Source organism: Anoxybacillus sp. PDR2, assembly GCF_009834045.1.
Lineage (GTDB): Bacteria > Bacillota > Bacilli > Bacillales > Anoxybacillaceae > Anoxybacteroides > Anoxybacteroides rupiense.
This window is the reverse complement of the sequence record NZ_CP047158.1, coordinates 2,492,637-2,507,666: the sequence shown is the minus strand read 5'-3', so window position 1 is coordinate 2,507,666 and position 15,030 is coordinate 2,492,637. Positions and strand designations below refer to the sequence as shown.

General features: G+C 42.1%; 18 protein-coding genes. 12 read left to right on the top strand and 6 right to left on the bottom strand.

What is annotated here, in order from left to right; translation table 11 throughout:
- Window positions 1-516: 516 nt before the first annotated feature.
- Entirely contained in the window at window positions 517-765 is a 249-nt protein-coding gene (locus GRQ40_RS12030; protein ID WP_044742215.1) for a ferredoxin, read from the bottom strand.
- Between the two features lie 603 nt (window positions 766-1,368).
- On the opposite strand from GRQ40_RS12030, the gene GRQ40_RS12025 reads away from it, so the two are divergent.
- The 5 genes from GRQ40_RS12025 to GRQ40_RS12005 all read left to right on the top strand — a co-directional run bounded on the left by GRQ40_RS12025 (window position 1,369) and on the right by GRQ40_RS12005 (window position 5,626).
- Complete coding sequence (locus GRQ40_RS12025) at window positions 1,369-2,430, top strand: YpbB family protein (protein WP_066145541.1); 1,062 nt, start codon at window positions 1,369-1,371, stop codon at window positions 2,428-2,430.
- Complete coding sequence (locus tag GRQ40_RS12020) at window positions 2,417-3,925, top strand: RecQ family ATP-dependent DNA helicase (protein WP_066145538.1); 1,509 nt, start codon at window positions 2,417-2,419, stop codon at window positions 3,923-3,925. The genes GRQ40_RS12025 and GRQ40_RS12020 overlap by 14 nt, the downstream gene beginning before the upstream one ends.
- Complete coding sequence (locus GRQ40_RS12015) at window positions 3,909-4,499, top strand: CPBP family intramembrane glutamic endopeptidase (protein WP_066145535.1); 591 nt, start codon at window positions 3,909-3,911, stop codon at window positions 4,497-4,499. The genes GRQ40_RS12020 and GRQ40_RS12015 overlap by 17 nt, the downstream gene beginning before the upstream one ends.
- An 11-nt stretch (window positions 4,500-4,510) precedes the next feature.
- Complete coding sequence (locus GRQ40_RS12010) at window positions 4,511-5,089, top strand: LysM peptidoglycan-binding domain-containing protein (protein ID WP_066145532.1); 579 nt, start codon at window positions 4,511-4,513, stop codon at window positions 5,087-5,089.
- Between the two features lie 135 nt (window positions 5,090-5,224).
- A complete protein-coding gene (locus GRQ40_RS12005) occupies window positions 5,225-5,626 on the top strand; it encodes a DUF2663 family protein (protein ID WP_066146504.1) in 402 nt (133 codons plus the stop codon).
- Window positions 5,627-5,693: 67 nt separating this feature from the next.
- On the opposite strand, the gene GRQ40_RS12000 is transcribed toward GRQ40_RS12005, so the two are convergent.
- Genes GRQ40_RS12000 through GRQ40_RS11990 form a run of 3 tightly spaced genes read right to left on the bottom strand, consistent with a single transcriptional unit; the run spans window position 5,694 to window position 6,776 of the window.
- The gene (locus tag GRQ40_RS12000; protein WP_066145530.1) at window positions 5,694-6,263 is read right to left on the bottom strand and encodes a manganese catalase family protein; all 570 of its coding nucleotides are present in this window, start codon (window positions 6,261-6,263) and stop codon (window positions 5,694-5,696) included.
- A gap of 25 nt (window positions 6,264-6,288) precedes the next feature.
- Window positions 6,289-6,549, bottom strand: coding sequence for a spore coat protein CotJB (locus GRQ40_RS11995; RefSeq protein WP_044742221.1), 261 nt, complete (start codon window positions 6,547-6,549; stop codon window positions 6,289-6,291).
- On the bottom strand, window positions 6,546-6,776 hold the full coding sequence (locus GRQ40_RS11990) for a spore coat associated protein CotJA (RefSeq protein ID WP_044742222.1): 231 nt from the start codon (window positions 6,774-6,776) through the stop codon (window positions 6,546-6,548). Before GRQ40_RS11990 ends, GRQ40_RS11995 begins: the two co-directional genes overlap by 4 nt.
- A gap of 91 nt (window positions 6,777-6,867) precedes the next feature.
- Between GRQ40_RS11990 and GRQ40_RS11985 the strand changes: the two genes are divergently transcribed.
- The 7 genes from GRQ40_RS11985 to GRQ40_RS11955 all read left to right on the top strand — a co-directional run bounded on the left by GRQ40_RS11985 (window position 6,868) and on the right by GRQ40_RS11955 (window position 13,279).
- Window positions 6,868-7,263, top strand: coding sequence for a hypothetical protein (locus GRQ40_RS11985; protein WP_066145527.1), 396 nt, complete (start codon window positions 6,868-6,870; stop codon window positions 7,261-7,263).
- A gap of 14 nt (window positions 7,264-7,277) precedes the next feature.
- Complete coding sequence (locus GRQ40_RS11980; RefSeq protein ID WP_139788138.1) at window positions 7,278-8,054, top strand: metallophosphoesterase; 777 nt, start codon at window positions 7,278-7,280, stop codon at window positions 8,052-8,054.
- Between the two features lie 610 nt (window positions 8,055-8,664).
- Window positions 8,665-9,252 (top strand): genetic competence negative regulator, encoded by a 588-nt coding sequence (locus GRQ40_RS11975; protein ID WP_066145521.1) that lies wholly within the window; start codon window positions 8,665-8,667, stop codon window positions 9,250-9,252.
- Window positions 9,253-9,505: 253 nt separating this feature from the next.
- Window positions 9,506-10,783, top strand: coding sequence for a Glu/Leu/Phe/Val family dehydrogenase (locus tag GRQ40_RS11970; RefSeq protein ID WP_044742226.1), 1,278 nt, complete (start codon window positions 9,506-9,508; stop codon window positions 10,781-10,783).
- A gap of 72 nt (window positions 10,784-10,855) precedes the next feature.
- On the top strand, window positions 10,856-11,848 hold the full coding sequence (locus GRQ40_RS11965) for a YpdA family putative bacillithiol disulfide reductase (RefSeq protein ID WP_159720077.1): 993 nt from the start codon (window positions 10,856-10,858) through the stop codon (window positions 11,846-11,848).
- 34 nt (window positions 11,849-11,882) lie between these two features.
- Window positions 11,883-12,854: an asparaginase gene (locus GRQ40_RS11960; RefSeq protein ID WP_159720076.1), complete on the top strand. Its 972-nt coding sequence runs from the start codon at window positions 11,883-11,885 to the stop codon at window positions 12,852-12,854.
- A gap of 38 nt (window positions 12,855-12,892) precedes the next feature.
- Window positions 12,893-13,279 (top strand): kinase-associated lipoprotein KapB, encoded by a 387-nt coding sequence (locus GRQ40_RS11955; protein WP_159720075.1) that lies wholly within the window; start codon window positions 12,893-12,895, stop codon window positions 13,277-13,279.
- Window positions 13,280-13,466: 187 nt separating this feature from the next.
- Here the strand turns inward: GRQ40_RS11955 and GRQ40_RS11950 are convergent, their stop codons facing one another.
- Window positions 13,467-13,787: a DUF1033 family protein gene (locus GRQ40_RS11950; RefSeq protein WP_139788126.1), complete on the bottom strand. Its 321-nt coding sequence runs from the start codon at window positions 13,785-13,787 to the stop codon at window positions 13,467-13,469.
- Between the two features lie 355 nt (window positions 13,788-14,142).
- On the bottom strand, window positions 14,143-15,000 hold the full coding sequence (locus GRQ40_RS11945; RefSeq protein ID WP_159720074.1) for a TetR/AcrR family transcriptional regulator: 858 nt from the start codon (window positions 14,998-15,000) through the stop codon (window positions 14,143-14,145).
- Window positions 15,001-15,030 lie beyond the last annotated feature (30 nt).

Here is a 15,030-nt window from a genome sequence, read left to right as displayed (position 1 = left end):
CTTCTTGTATGTATGCGCTTCTATTATAAAACACAGTAGCAAAATATAGCAATATTCCTGTGGTGCTGAGTGGATGCTGAAAGCTCGTTTCTTGCAAACAGCTCTCATATCCATATGATATAATCTATGAATCTATTCATTACTCGTGGAGCTAGTTGGGCATTATTAGCCATGATGATCGATACAGCTTGATCTTTCAAACATTGCTCTTATATGACAGTCGATAGTTGGCGCTCGGTCACGCCAAAGTGTGGCCGTGACAAGTCACCCCCTCGCCTTTTGACCACGGGCTTTTACAGATAACATTCATTCATTAAATATATAGCCAATAAGGGAATCGGTTGGATCTGGCGCCACGAATGATGAATGGATATTGAACACATTCACCGATCCATCTCCTATCTCTAAACGAAAGGATTTGTTCCAATGTGCTGGTTTGTTGGGTTCAAGCCGATGGCACTACGAAAAGCAAATAAAATCCCCCTCTTACCTTGTTCAAGAGAGGGGGATGGGGACTTACTCAAACTTGTTTGGATCACCATCAAATGGCTCGTCAGCAACTTTGATGGAGTCAGTTGGACAGCCTTCAAACGCATCCATCATATCATCAAGGAGAATATCTGGAATTTCAACGATTCCTTGGTTATCATCAAGCGTTACATAGGCAATTCCTTCATCATCGTAGTCGTAAATGTCTGGAGCCGCAGCGCCGCAAGCACCGCAAGCAATACAGGTTTCTTTATCAACAATCGTATACTTTGGCATAAAATGACCTCCCCAATTCGATTTGCGCCGGTGAATAGACCGTGCATATGTAACCAAAACATATTCTCTATCCCTATAATAAAGTGCTTTGTCCAACTTTTCAACCTAAAAGTCAAGTGAGAATAGCTCTCATAGCTGTATAGATCAAGCATAGCTGCTAATCTATCCATTGTGAAGTCTTCCAACTCTAAGCGTAGGGGATGGATTCCGAGTTGTCTTTTTGAGATGGTACCCGGGGACTTGTCAAGCGAAGAAGCGGTAAAGACAAGTGATGAAACCCTCGGTCCGCTGCAGCTATCCATCCTCTCTCTATTCGAGCTCCTTAAGTTTATATTTATTATATACACGAACAGGATGAACGTTTCCACTTCATTCGAGTTTTGGTACAATCGATGTAGGCTGGGATCGATATGATAAAAAGATGTAGAATGATGAAGGATGACTGGCGGCTTTTTGAGGATCTGTTCGTTTGCTGGCAACAAAAGCGCGAATGAAGAACAGGGGCAACTTCCGCCATGTCCAAGAAGAAGACCAGAACATCCGCTCGTTCCTGATAGATGCTCATTTTTTGGAGGCAATATGACTTGTAAGAGGCGATGATGGATGGATAGGACCTTGCATTTTCTTCTTTTATTTTGTTTACAGCGTTTTAACGGTGAACGTTCTCTATCGGCTGTTTACCATTTACTTTCAGGAAAGAAATCAGCGCAAACGCTGCAAGATAGCAAATGGTTCCGACTAGAGAAATTATTTGGAGCATATAAGGATGTTTCCGGGTACGAGCTTGAGAAGGCGGCTGCAGAGCTTATGACCGACCAATGTCTCTCACTTGTCGGTGACCGCTCCTATGTATTAACAGAAAAAGGTGACGAGCAGCTTGAACGTTGGCTCCCCTCTGCTCGTTTTTTGCAGCACTTAAATGGATTTTTATATCATTCGGTAGATACATTATTTTGGTACCGGCTGTCGCTTTTTGTGCAGACAATTTCTAACCTTGTTCATAAATGCCGATTTGAACCGATTCATCGACATGAAGCAACATTTGAATGGGTAAAGAGATACATATTTTCACAAAAACGAACAGCTTCTGAATGGGCGCATGCTTTGTATAACGAGCTGGTGGATCTGCTTACAGCGCTGTCGGATGAAGAGGCGGAGATGTTAACGCTACGGCTTACCAGCTTTGAACGGATTGGCTGGACAAATGAGCAGTTAGCCGCTTTCTTCAACAAAGATTCGCTTTACATTCAGCTTATGCTCCAGCATGTTCTTCACTATATGATGGAAAGGCTGGTGCGTGATGCCGCTTCCTTTCCGATTTTGCACGCATTAGCGCGCGATCTCGTTTCTCCTGTTTCGTTGACGCGATCGGCGCAAAAAACGTATGAGTGGCTGCAAAGTCAAAAGGATATTGAAGAAATAGCCCGGATTCGTGGATTAAAACGGAGTACAATTGAAGATCATATTGTGGAAATTGCTGCGAATGTTCCCGGTTTTTCGATTGAACCATTTGTTGATGAAAAAACGAGAAGAAACGTTATGAAAGCAACAAAAGAACTGGGAACCAAACAATTAAGAAAAATCCGTGAGGCTGTTGGAGATCATGTCAGCTATTTTGAAATTCGGTTGATCTTGGCAAAGGCAGGGGAAGCTGGTGAATCTTGAACAATTATTGGAGAAAGCGTTTGGTTATCGTTCGTTTCGACCGGGACAAAAAGAAATTATCGAAGATGTTTTGAAAGGAAACGATGTATTGGCGATGCTGCCAACAGGCGGGGGGAAATCGCTTTGCTATCAGCTTCCTGGTTATATTTTTTCTGGTCGTATTTTAATTATTTCTCCGCTTGTTTCATTGATGGAGGATCAAGTGCAGCAGCTACGAAAGCGCGGGGAAAAGAGAGTGATTGCGATTAATAGCTTTCTAGCAAGCAGTTTGAAGCAGGCGGCGCTGACCGATTTGCGCCCATTTCGCTTCATTTATGCATCTCCAGAAATATTGCAATCACCAAAATGGATAGAAGCCTTACAGAAAGCGGGAATCTCTTTATTTGTTGTGGATGAAGCTCACTGTATTTCACAGTGGGGGCATGATTTCCGTCCTGATTTTTTGAAGCTTGGCCATATTCGCCATCAACTTGGAAATCCGCCTTGTTTAGCATTAACGGCTACAGCACCTCCTGAAGTTATAAATGATATTTTAGCTACATTGCAGCTGAAGCAGGCACAGCTGCACATTCATCCTGTCGATCGTCCGAATATTGCGATGAAGGTGGAGTGTGTTTCATCCGTTGAAGAAAAAATAGAGAGGATATTTCATTATGTAAAAATATTGCAAGGCCCAGGAATGATCTATGTTTCAAGCCGGCAATGGGCCGAGGTCCTTGCCCGCAAACTGCAGGGGGAAGGAATGGAGAAGGTGGCTTATTATCATGGAGGAATGGATGCGGAGCAGCGCATGCTTATTCAACAACAGTTTTTGTGCGATCAACTGCAGCTCGTCTGCTGTACAAGTGCTTTTGGAATGGGCGTAAACAAAGAAAATGTTCGTTATGTGATTCATTTTCATTTGCCCGGGCAAATAGAAGCGTACATGCAAGAAATTGGACGAGCAGGCCGAGATGGGAAAAATAGTGTTGCGATTTTACTGTATACCCATGGCGATGAGGAAATGGTACAATCACTTATAGAAACAGAGCTGCCAGCTCGTGAACAAATTCGGTTGTTTATAGAGCATAAGAGATTTTCAGAACCTGAATGGTCTTCGCAGGTACCTAGTACGATGCTAGGTCTGAGCGACACGCAATGGCGAATTTTGCAGTACATGTTTGAAAGCGAGCAACTAGCTTCGCAGAACCTTGACAAGGTGGAAGCGAACATATTACAAATGATCGAGGCGAGAAGGAGATGGAAGCAAAAAAAGCTACAGCAAATGCTGAAATGGCTGTTCCATTCCTCGTGCCGCCGCCAACAGCTTTTATCGTATTTTGATCAGCGGCTTGTACAAAAGCCAAGCATGTGCTGTGACATATGCGGTTTTTCGCTTCATCACTATGAAAAACGTGCAGCGCAGAACGAAGACACATGGACGTTCCACAGCTGGCAAAAAGAACTGCAGCGAATGTTTTTTGAAATGGGGAGCCTTCATGAGCAGACAAAGTAAACAAATTCAAACCATGAGTGATCGAGAAGTACTGCGTCATTTATATGTGACGCAAGGGCTGCTCCTCATTATTTCCAGCGGGTTAGGCTGGTTTTTGTTGGATGGGACGGCATTCGAACGAATGTGGCGCTGGGAGACCGCGACAGTTGTTTTATACGGGGGCGGTGGCGCGCTTCTGGTACTGGCGCTTGAGTTTTTGCTGCTTCGCTATTTGCCAAAAGAGTGGTATGACGATGGAGGCATTAATGAGAAGCTGTTTCAAACTCGTTCACTTCCTCACTTGCTTTGGCTATGCCTTGTGATCGCTTTTACTGAGGAATGGCTGTTTCGAGGGGTCCTTCAGACACGCTTCGGCTTATTGGCAGCAAGCCTTATTTTTGCTGTTTTACATGTTCGTTATTTGGCAAAATGGTTTTCGTTTATCATGGTGATGCTGCTAAGCTTTTTTCTCGGCTATCTTTATGCTTGGACCGGAATTCTTTGGGTCACCATTTCCGCCCATTTTTTCATTAATTTTGTGCTGGCTGTTCATATTCGCCTTGACTATCTTCAAGCGAAGCATCCAGAGGATTGAGGTGAACAATATTGAAGCATGCTTATGACCAAGCTGAGCTGTTGCGTCAGCAAACCAATGATTGGAGGCAGCCTGAAAAAAAAATGGATGTGCTTGCTCTCCCGTCTCGCAGTGAAGTACATAAACGGAAACGGACGAAACAAAAGAAGAAAAAAAGAAAATGGAAAATCAAATATCCGCTGATCCGGCTATTATTCGTATTTTTTATTCTTTTACCTGTTACGATTTTAATTGTCCATCATCTGTATGATGATGACTTGCCTGTCGTCACGGTGCAAACAAGCAGCAGCTACGAGCCGATTGATATTGAAAGAGAGCAAAGCGAAAGCGAGAAAATACCAAAGCGGCCAACACAGCAGAAGACGATCGTAAAGTCCGATACAGAGAACTCTGAAGCCGCAGAGAAAAAGCAGGAAAAACCGCAAGTCACGACGCATGTCGTCAAAGAAAACGAGACGCTTTTTAGCATTGCGATGGATTACTACAAAACGGAAAAAGGAATGGAGATTATTAAAAAATGGAACCATCTCCAAACCTCACAGCTCCATAAAGGACAGGTTTTGCAAATCCCCAATATTTCATTAAAATGAAGGGACGAATATCGTCTCTTTTTTTGTTCTATTTTATTGTGCTTGTACATAAGATGGAAGTAACCATTTAGTTAAAGGGGAACGGTTGCCGTGGATGAATGGCTTTCGGGACTAAAGGACGAAGTAACAAAGCAAATGCTGCTCGGAGTGATTGAAAAAAAAGAAAAATGGGAGAAATTCAAACAAAAAGTGAAAATGCTACAAATCGTGACAAGTATCGGATTTATATTGTTTTTTATATATATTATATGGGAGATCGCGCCTTTGGGCGGTACGGTTGCTAATGTGATGACACAGTTTTTCGGAAAAGTAGAGCATTTATATGCTTTATTGCTTTTGTTTACGTTGTATTGGGCTATATCATTTTACAAGAACAAATGTGAGAAAGCAGAAGAGGAATTTCATTTGCTGCGCTGTGAAATTATTCAAAAAAGTGCTGAATTATGGAAAAATGAGGAGGAGTGGAAGGAACGGCATAAATGGTTTGAAATGATGAAAGCGAAATATGATATTAACTTATTTTATGAAAATAGCTGAATGAGGCGATCATTCAGCTATTCTCAGTCCTTCGAAAAGCAAACGGATTTTGTACGTTCTGCCGTTATTAAAAAATCTTTTTTCGGTCACGCTCTTCTTTTAAAATTTCAACCGCTTCACGGAATCGCTGAGCATGAACGATTTCTCGCTCGCGTAAAAAACGCAAACCATCATTTAAATCAGGGTCGTCGCTCATATTAATAATCCATTGATAGGTCGCCCTTGCTTTTTCTTCGGCCGCGATATCCTCGTATAAATCAGCGATTGGATCGCCTTTTGCTTGAATATAGGCGGCTGTCCATGGTACCCCTGCGGCGTTGTTATAAAAAAGAGCGCGATCGTGATTGACGTAGTGGGCATCTAAGCCGGCTTCTTTTAACTGTTCAAGGGTTGCATCCTTGGTTAATTTGTAGACCATGGTGGCGATCATTTCTAAATGGGCAAACTCCTCTGTGCCGATATCAGTCAATAATCCAATCACCTTATCAGGAATAGAGTATCGTTGATTTAAGTAGCGAAGAGCGGCCGCAAGCTCGCCATCAGCTCCGCCATATTGCTCAATTAGATATTTCGCTAATTTGGGATTACATGTGCTGACACGCACGGGATACTGTAACTTTTTTTCATAAATCCACATGTTGCTTCCCCCTTGATCTCGTCATTTACACTTGCCATGGCCATGGAGTATCGTCCCAATTCCAAGGGTAGCTCGAATAACTATTGCCGAATTGCTGGAGAGGACCATAGGTTTCTTCATATTGTTTTTTTAATTGTTTTCTTTTTTGAGCGAATTGGTTAAATTGCTGAATGGCTTGATAATCATTTGGATGAGTGTCAAGGTAGAGAGTTAATTCAACAAGCACAAAATCAACAGCCTGCAATTGTTCAAGCAACTCATAATATTCTTTTGGTAGCTGCTTCATTTGTAATCACCCTTGTTTGCCATTTCGTATGGGCTGTAATAGGGATCGTAAAATACCTTCCAAAGCGTTCCTTTTTGTAATGCTTCATGAGGAGAAAATTGCGGCAAGTTTGGCGGTTGGAAGCCGAGGTACAAATTCGGTGCCGTCACATATGTTTTGACACGGATCGGCGGGCAAGGGTCAAATGGGCTGATATATGGATAGTATTGCTTTCGCGTAGTGAACATGCATGCGCCTCCTTTACAATCAAGCTTCAGTCTATGTTTATGCATACGTTTCTTTTTTCATGAATACATGTAAAGAATAGGGAGGGATGAGATGCGGCAGCAGCTTTTTTATGTGGCGGTTGGCTACGTATGTGGCTATTTGATGATTTCCTGGATGCCAGATGTGACTCCGTTTACTTGGGTCAATTTTTTGGCTGATTTTACATTTCGCCCGCTGCACTCATTTTTGGCAATGGCTTGCTTTTTTATTGGCTTTCTTGCCAATGCCATGGCCATCCGAACAATGGTGGAAGGGGCGGTTCAGCTTTTCATTAGGAAAATCGTCAATTGGCATGAATGGCTAGCGAGTTATACGGTAGTGGGCAGCTTTTATTGGTTGTTTCATCTTAATAAACGCTTATCGCTTTTATTTTTCATTTTTTCTGTTGTTTATGGTATGATAGCGGTAGATTTTTCATCTGGTCATCGGTATAAAAAGCTTTTGTAGGAGAAGAATTTATGATGATGCTCGTTCTGTTTTTTTGTATAGGCTTGGTCGCATATATGTGGTGGGAAGCGCACCGAAATCGGATTGTGAACGTACATGTAGCATTTTCCGATTTTCCGAAAAGCTTTCGGGCGTTGACCATCTTTTTTATTTCCGATATTCATCGCCGCCGCGTGTCTAAAAAAATCATTGAGCAAGCGCAGGAGAAGGCAGATATCGTTGTTATTGGCGGAGATTTGACAGAAAAAGGGGTGCCATTGGCACGCACAAAAGAAAATATACGGCGTTTAAAGCAAATTGCGCCGACGTATTTTGTTTGGGGAAATAATGATTATGAAGCGGATTATGAAAGACTGGACGCGCTTTTGCGGCAGGAAGGCATCCATGTTCTAGATAACCGAGCAGTTACGCTTCGGTCCAAAGAAGGAGAAAAAGTAGCATTGATTGGGATTGATGATGTTAGCAAGAGGAAGGCACGCCTTGATTCTGCATTGTTTGGCGTGGAAGAAGAAGCATTCCGCATTATTGCTTGCCATAATCCAGAAATAAAAAGGAAAATTCGTCCCGCTCACCGCATTGCGCTTGTACTCAGCGGGCATACTCACGGGGGACAAATTCGTTTGGGACGTTTTGGAATTAAGGAAAAAGGGGGGCTGAAACAAATCAAACAAACGGTTCTGTTCATAAGCAACGGATATGGGACAAGGCGCATTCCCTTGCGTTTTGGAGCGCCTGCTGAAGCGAATCTAATTACGATTGAGTGCAAAGCTGAAGATGCTCCAAGAGCCTAGATTTTTCTGCTTTTATCTATAATATACGTCAATATATGTTCATGACGAAAATAGTGATTATTAGGAAAGATAGAAATAGGATTTTATGGAATCGATGACGTTTTCTTATTGGCGAATAGGAAGTGTTTGCAGGATAGCTGCACCTGAACATTTTTACATCGTTCACCGAAAAGTCTCCCCCTCTTGACGGAGTGCAGGTGGGGGAGATTTATTTTAGAGCACTTGTGATGCAGAATCAAATGGATTCACTTATGGTCATCGTTTCATGTAATGTCACACTAGCGCCACGGGTATGGGAGCTTCTTTGCTCGGCAACAGGACAAGCTTTGATCGTAACTCTGTCTGGTTTGCAAAGGAATATCGTTGAACAGATCGTGATGTTTGGCTGGAGATTGCATAAAAAATCCGCAAATTCAATTTTATGAACGTTTCTTAAGCTGCTTTGTTGCTTCATAAATGAGGAAGTAAGAAAAAACTACATATTTGCACATATTATGCTTGTCTAAATAGATAAAAACGATGTAAACTCAATAATAACAATAGAACCATTTACAGTTTCTTTCATACAATGAACATAAGAAGATGGCTGTGTAGGTAAGGAGGGGTGTTGATGCGCCTTGAACGCTTAACCCACAACAAAATAAAAATTTTCCTCACCTTTGATGATTTAATGGATCGCGGCTTAACGAAAGATGATTTATGGAAAGACACGTTTAAAGTGCAGCAATTGTTTCGCGACATGATTGAGGAGGCCAACGAAGAACTTGGTTTTGAAGTAAATGGCTCCATTGCGGTGGAAGTATACTCTTTACCGGCACAGGGAATGGTTGTGATCGTAACGAGCGAAGACCAAGAGCATGATTTTGACGAAGAGTTTGCTGATGATTATATTGAAATGCAAGTGACGCTCGATGAGAGCGAGGATATATTTTATGAGTTCCAAACGTTTGAAGATGTCATCCAGTTGGCTCATCGTCTTTATGCTATTGGCTGCGTGGACGGCACGCTGTATTCGTATAATCAACGCTTTTATTTGCACGTCTCAGAAGAGCCGCCTGTTGCTGCCGATGATTTTATCGCTATATTAGCGGAGTTTGGCAGCTCATCGACGATCACGATTCATCGTGTTGCAGAATATGGAAAAAAAATAATGGACCATCGTGCCATTGAACAACTTGTTCGATATTTTCCGGCTTAATCGCTTTTTTGATTCAGACTCCTGAGCAAAGGAGTCTGATTTTTATTTTTTCAGAAAACATTATACAATGGATGTATAGAACGAGGCTGAAAAATACAGTTGTTGATATAGTAAAGAATGTAAGCGGTTGCAAATCAAGAAAAACAAATAAAAAATTGATTTTTTTACTTTGCATAAACAAGAGGAAGGTGTATACTATGACATGAAAGGTGGACAATATCATTATCAAGTGATTTGTATGGGAGGTTTACGTATGGTAGCCGACAAGCATACCAGCGAAGAAAAGCAAGAAGAAAAACACGACGTGTTAAAAGCAACGCAAATCGTCATACATAGAGCGTTGGAAAAGCTCGGTTATCCTGAAGAGGTATATGAGCTATTAAAAGAGCCGATTCGCATGCTGACAGTGAAAATTCCTGTGCGCATGGATGACGGTACTGTAAAAATTTTTACCGGCTACCGTGCCCAACATAACGATGCGGTTGGACCAACAAAAGGGGGTATCCGCTTTCATCCGAACGTTACAGAACGTGAAGTGAAAGCGTTATCGATTTGGATGAGCTTAAAATGCGGGATTGTTGATTTACCGTATGGCGGCGGAAAAGGCGGGATTGTTTGCGATCCGCGCAATATGTCGTTCCGTGAGCTAGAGCGGCTAAGCCGCGGATATGTCCGCGCAATCAGCCAAATCGTCGGGCCGACAAAAGACATTCCGGCTCCAGATGTCTTTACGAACTCGCAAATTATGGCATGGATGATGGATGAGTATAGCCGTATTGACGAGTTTAATTCTCCTGGATTCATTACAGGAAAACCGCTTGTGTTGGGTGGTTCACACGGTCGTGAAACAGCCACAGCGAAAGGGGTCACGATTTGCATTCGCGAAGCTGCGAAAAAGCGCGGCATTCAACTGGAAGGCGCGCGTGTTGTTGTGCAAGGATTCGGAAATGCAGGCAGCTTTTTAGCGAAGTTTATGCATGATGCCGGCGCAAAAGTGATCGGTATTTCCGATGCATATGGCGCGCTTTACGATCCGAACGGCTTGGATATTGATTACTTGCTTGACCGTCGAGATAGCTTTGGAACTGTCACGAAGCTATTTAAAAATACAATAACCAATAAAGAGCTTTTAGAGCTAGAGTGCGATATCTTAGTTCCAGCAGCAATTGAAAACCAAATTACTGAAGAAAATGCCCACAACATCAAAGCGAAAATTGTTGTTGAAGCGGCTAACGGTCCAACAACGCTGGAAGCGACAGAAATTTTAACACAGCGTGGCGTTCTCATCGTTCCAGATGTATTGGCAAGCGCCGGCGGTGTAACCGTTTCTTATTTTGAATGGGTGCAAAACAATCAAGGGTACTATTGGACAGAGGAAGAAGTTGAAGAAAAACTTGAAAAAGTGATGATAAAAGCATTCAACAACGTGTATGAAACCGCTCAGACACGCCGAGTGGATATGCGCTTGGCCGCTTATATGGTTGGCGTTAGAAAAATGGCCGAAGCTTGCCGTTTCCGCGGATGGATTTAATTGAAATCTATACAAAAATCCCCTATCATTTTTTAGGTAGGGGATTTTTTATTGCCTCAAGGAGGGAAAGAAATGAAGCAAGAAAAAATCATTATTGTCGGTGGAGGGCCATGCGGACTTGCTGCTGCTATTGCCATGCAGGATGCGGGCTATATGCCGTTAGTGATAGAAAAAGGGAATATCGTCAATGCCATTTATCATTATCCGACACATCAAACGTTTTTTAGCACTAGCGACCGCCTGGAAATTGGTGGGGTGCCATTTATTACGGAAAATCGCAAGCCAAAGCGTAACCAAGCGCTCGCTTACTATCGCGAAGTTGTGACGCGCAAGCAAATTCGCGTTCATGCGTTTGAAAAGGTGGAACAGGTTGTCAAACAGGAAAATGGAAAGTTTGCTGTCAGGACCACAAAAGATCAATACGAAGCCGATTACGTCATTATTGCGACAGGATATTATGACAATCCTAATTATATGAATGTTCCTGGAGAAGAATTGCCTAAAGTGATGCATTATTTTAAGGAAGGACATCCATATTATAATACAGACTGTGTGGTGATTGGCGGAAAGAATTCAAGTGTTGATGCAGCTCTGGAGCTAGTAAAGGCAGGTGCTCGAGTAACGGTACTGTATCGTGGCAGCGCTTATTCGTCAAGCATTAAGCCTTGGATTTTGCCGGAATTTGATGCGCTTGTGCGCCATGGCACAATTAAAATGGAATTTAATGCCCATGTAAAGGAAATTACAGAAGACGCCGTCATTTATGAAGTGGACGGGGAATGGAAGAAGATAAAAAATGATTTTGTATTTGCGATGACCGGTTATCGCCCCGATCATGAATTTTTAAAAAGCATGGGTGTGGGCATTGATGCAGAAACAGGTCGGCCGCTTTATGATCTGGATACGATGGAAACGAATGTGGCTGGTATTTTTATTGCCGGAGTGATTGCTGCGGGAAACAATGCCAATGAAATTTTCATTGAAAACGGTCGGTTTCATGGTGAGCAAATTGCCGCTTGCATCGTTGCACGCGAAAAAGCGGCTGAGGTTCGCTTAGAGCTGTAAACGGGAGACTAAAAGGGGTATAGGTGATCTAAACGTGAAAAAACGAAAAGTGGTTCTTATTACAACCGGCGGTACGATTGCTAGCAAACTGAATGCTGCATCAGGACGTTTATCTGCCGGAGTGCTAACCGGCGAGGAGCTTGCTTCGATGTGTCATTTGCCCAAAGATATTGAAGTCGTTGTTGAGAGTGTTTTTCAACTGCCAAGCATGCATATGACGTTTTCGAATTTGGTGCATTTGAAGGAACGGATTGAATATTATTTCCAAGATCGTTCAGTCGATGGGGTCGTGGTCACGCATGGCACGGATACGCTTGAAGAAACAGCCTATTTTTTGGATTTGACGATTGTTGATGAGCGCACAGTTGTGGTGACTGGCTCTCAACGATCTCCAGTTGATTTAGGGAGCGATGTCTATATTAATATTCGGCATGCCATATACGCCGCATGCGCCAACGAGTTAAGGGGAGCAGGAACGGTTGTTGTTTTTAATGAGCGCATTTTTCCAGCCAAATATGTAAAAAAAGAGCATGCATCGAATATCCAAGGCTTTAATGCTTTTGGATTTGGTTATTTGGGAATTATTGATAACGATGAAGTGTATGTATATCAAAAGCCGGTGAAAAGGGAGCATTATAAGCTTGTGCGCGAGATCCCGGAAGTGGATATTATTAAATGCTATTTGGAAGCGGACGGGAAGTTTATTAAAGCAGCAAGGGAAAGCGGCGTTGCTGGAATAGTGCTTGAGGGGGTTGGCCGTGGACAAGTCGCGCCGAAAATGGCTGAAGAGATCGAGAGAGCCATTAAGCAAGGCATTAAAGTTGTCATCACAACCAGCGCAGAAGAAGGAGCGGTATATACGACCTATGATTATTTAGGCAGCGCGTATGATTTATATAAAAAAGGCGTGATATTAGGGAGCGATTACGATTCAAAAAAAGCGCGAATGAAACTGGCGGTTGCTTTAGCAGCGGATTGCGACATAGCGAATATTTTTGAACAGTAAAGAATGGCGGCTTTGCCTTGGGAAGGGAGCGGAAAATGATGAGCGAGTCATTAAAAAGAGGAGACCTAGTGATCGGTATTTACAAGACAGGAAAATATATTGGAGAAATTACCGATATACGCCCACAGCATTATTTAGTGTGTGTCAAAAGCGTGTTAAAGCATCCGATGCAAGGAGATCTGCATCGGCCGAAGCAGGCTGATGTCCCTCTCTTTCATGAGCGGCGTGCGCTTGCTTTCAATGAACAAGCGAATATGCCGAAGCCAATGGTACGTTTATACGAGGGAGAAGTGCTCGACTATCACGAATCATTAAAGCAAGCGGTCGATGCTATGAAAGAAGAACTGCTCGCAGACGGCAGCGAATGGGCCCTAAAAAGTTTGGAGAACGTAAAAGTATTGGAGCAAGATTATTTTCGCGAATAACACTTTCAGCTTACAGTGGAAAAATTTAATCATAATTGAAGAGAAATGTTTTTTCCATCCGAATCGATCTAAACAATGGCCGGAATTTGTAAAAAACGCTGGAGCATGCCCCAGCGTTTTTTACTGTCATTCCTATTAGGCAAGAGAGACAGCGTGTCTTTTTACATTTTCGAAAAGATGGATTTTGTTAATCCATGTGGCTAGGTTCAAACAGACGATCTTGATAAAAGAGCAAAATACCATGATACACTTGCAAAAACTCGTCACACGCTTCGCAGTACACTTCCTCGCCATCGTTCCAAAAACAGGCGATGGATGATCCTTTGATTTGATAGTGATCAAATCGTTGGCGATGCGCTTCAACGAGCGCTTTGTATTGTGCCATCGCTTCTTTTGAATTGGTGAATTGCTTTTGTTCTTTAATTTGCTTCTCCCAGCCATCGAGAAAATACCATGGTTCAACTTCTCCTTCAGTAATAAGGATGGACCAGTGTTTTTGATTTTCCATCGTGCTTTCAGTATCCTTTCCGTTCGATTCTATTTTTATTTTATCATATTCATCGGGAATTCGTGGTGCAAGACCCAATCGCTTCACTTATGGTTCTTGTTATTGCGTAAGATAATGGAGGAGATGTGTAAAACACGATGGGAAGACCAGCTCTAAACCAATAAAGTAGTCTGTGATGGTGTTGTTCACTGGGAGCAAATGTTGAAGGATCGAATGATTGGCATGTAATGTCCAACTAACGCCACGAGTCCCCCGTCTCTGGGTACCTTGTAGGAAAGTGCTAGACAGATGATGGGGTAGGACAAGGATCGCGCCAGAAATAAAAAGCACCTAAAGGAATCGCTCCTTTAGATGCTTATTTGATTTGGAAATAATCAGCCATCTGATTGACGAAATAGCGCAGCTCTGGATATTCATAGAGATTGGCCAGCATTCCCTTAATAACGGGTATTCTTGGTTGTTCAGCCATGATTTCCGCTTCTAAAACTTCAATCGAAATCGTCAATTGTTCATCATGAAGGATTGGACGGCTTATGTCTTTTATCTTTTTTAAAATATCTAACGGATGATCCGGCGGTTGAGGATGATCCAATATTTTGTTTAGGGTATCAGCGGGAATAATGGGATCTTCTTGTTTTGCCAGCATTCCTTTTATTAAATCATCAGTTGTTTGTAAAATGTATTTTGCTAACTTTTCTTCATCCACTCTCACTCCATTTTCCAAAACGAGAAATTGAATGAATGAAAAAAAGATTCCTTGAATGATAATGTTGGCATCCACTATATATTTGTCAATGGCTCGTCCATAAATTTTTTTTAGGTTGGTTGTAAAAAAATGAAAAAAATCACTTCTTATATCTTGTAACAGCGCTTCAATTTTTTGATTATGTTCTTTTAAATTTTCATGCATCTGCGTGATAAATATCTCTTTATGCTCCAAAATTTCTTTCAATTGAACCGACAGTTGTTTCATAAAACGTTTTTTGGGATCATCATAAACGGTCTCGATTTGCTTTGTTTTTTCCTTTAAATGATTAAAAAACTGTTCCAATAATTTAATTAACAACTCGTCTTTTGATTTGAAATAAAAATAAAAGGAGCCTTTCGGAATGCCGCATGCATTGGTAATATCTTGGATGGAGGTGGAAGATACACCTTTGCGGGCAAATAATTTCATTGCAGCTTCAATAATTAAGCGTTCTTTTTCTTTCACAGAAACACCCCTTATTGATTGTCGGAAAAA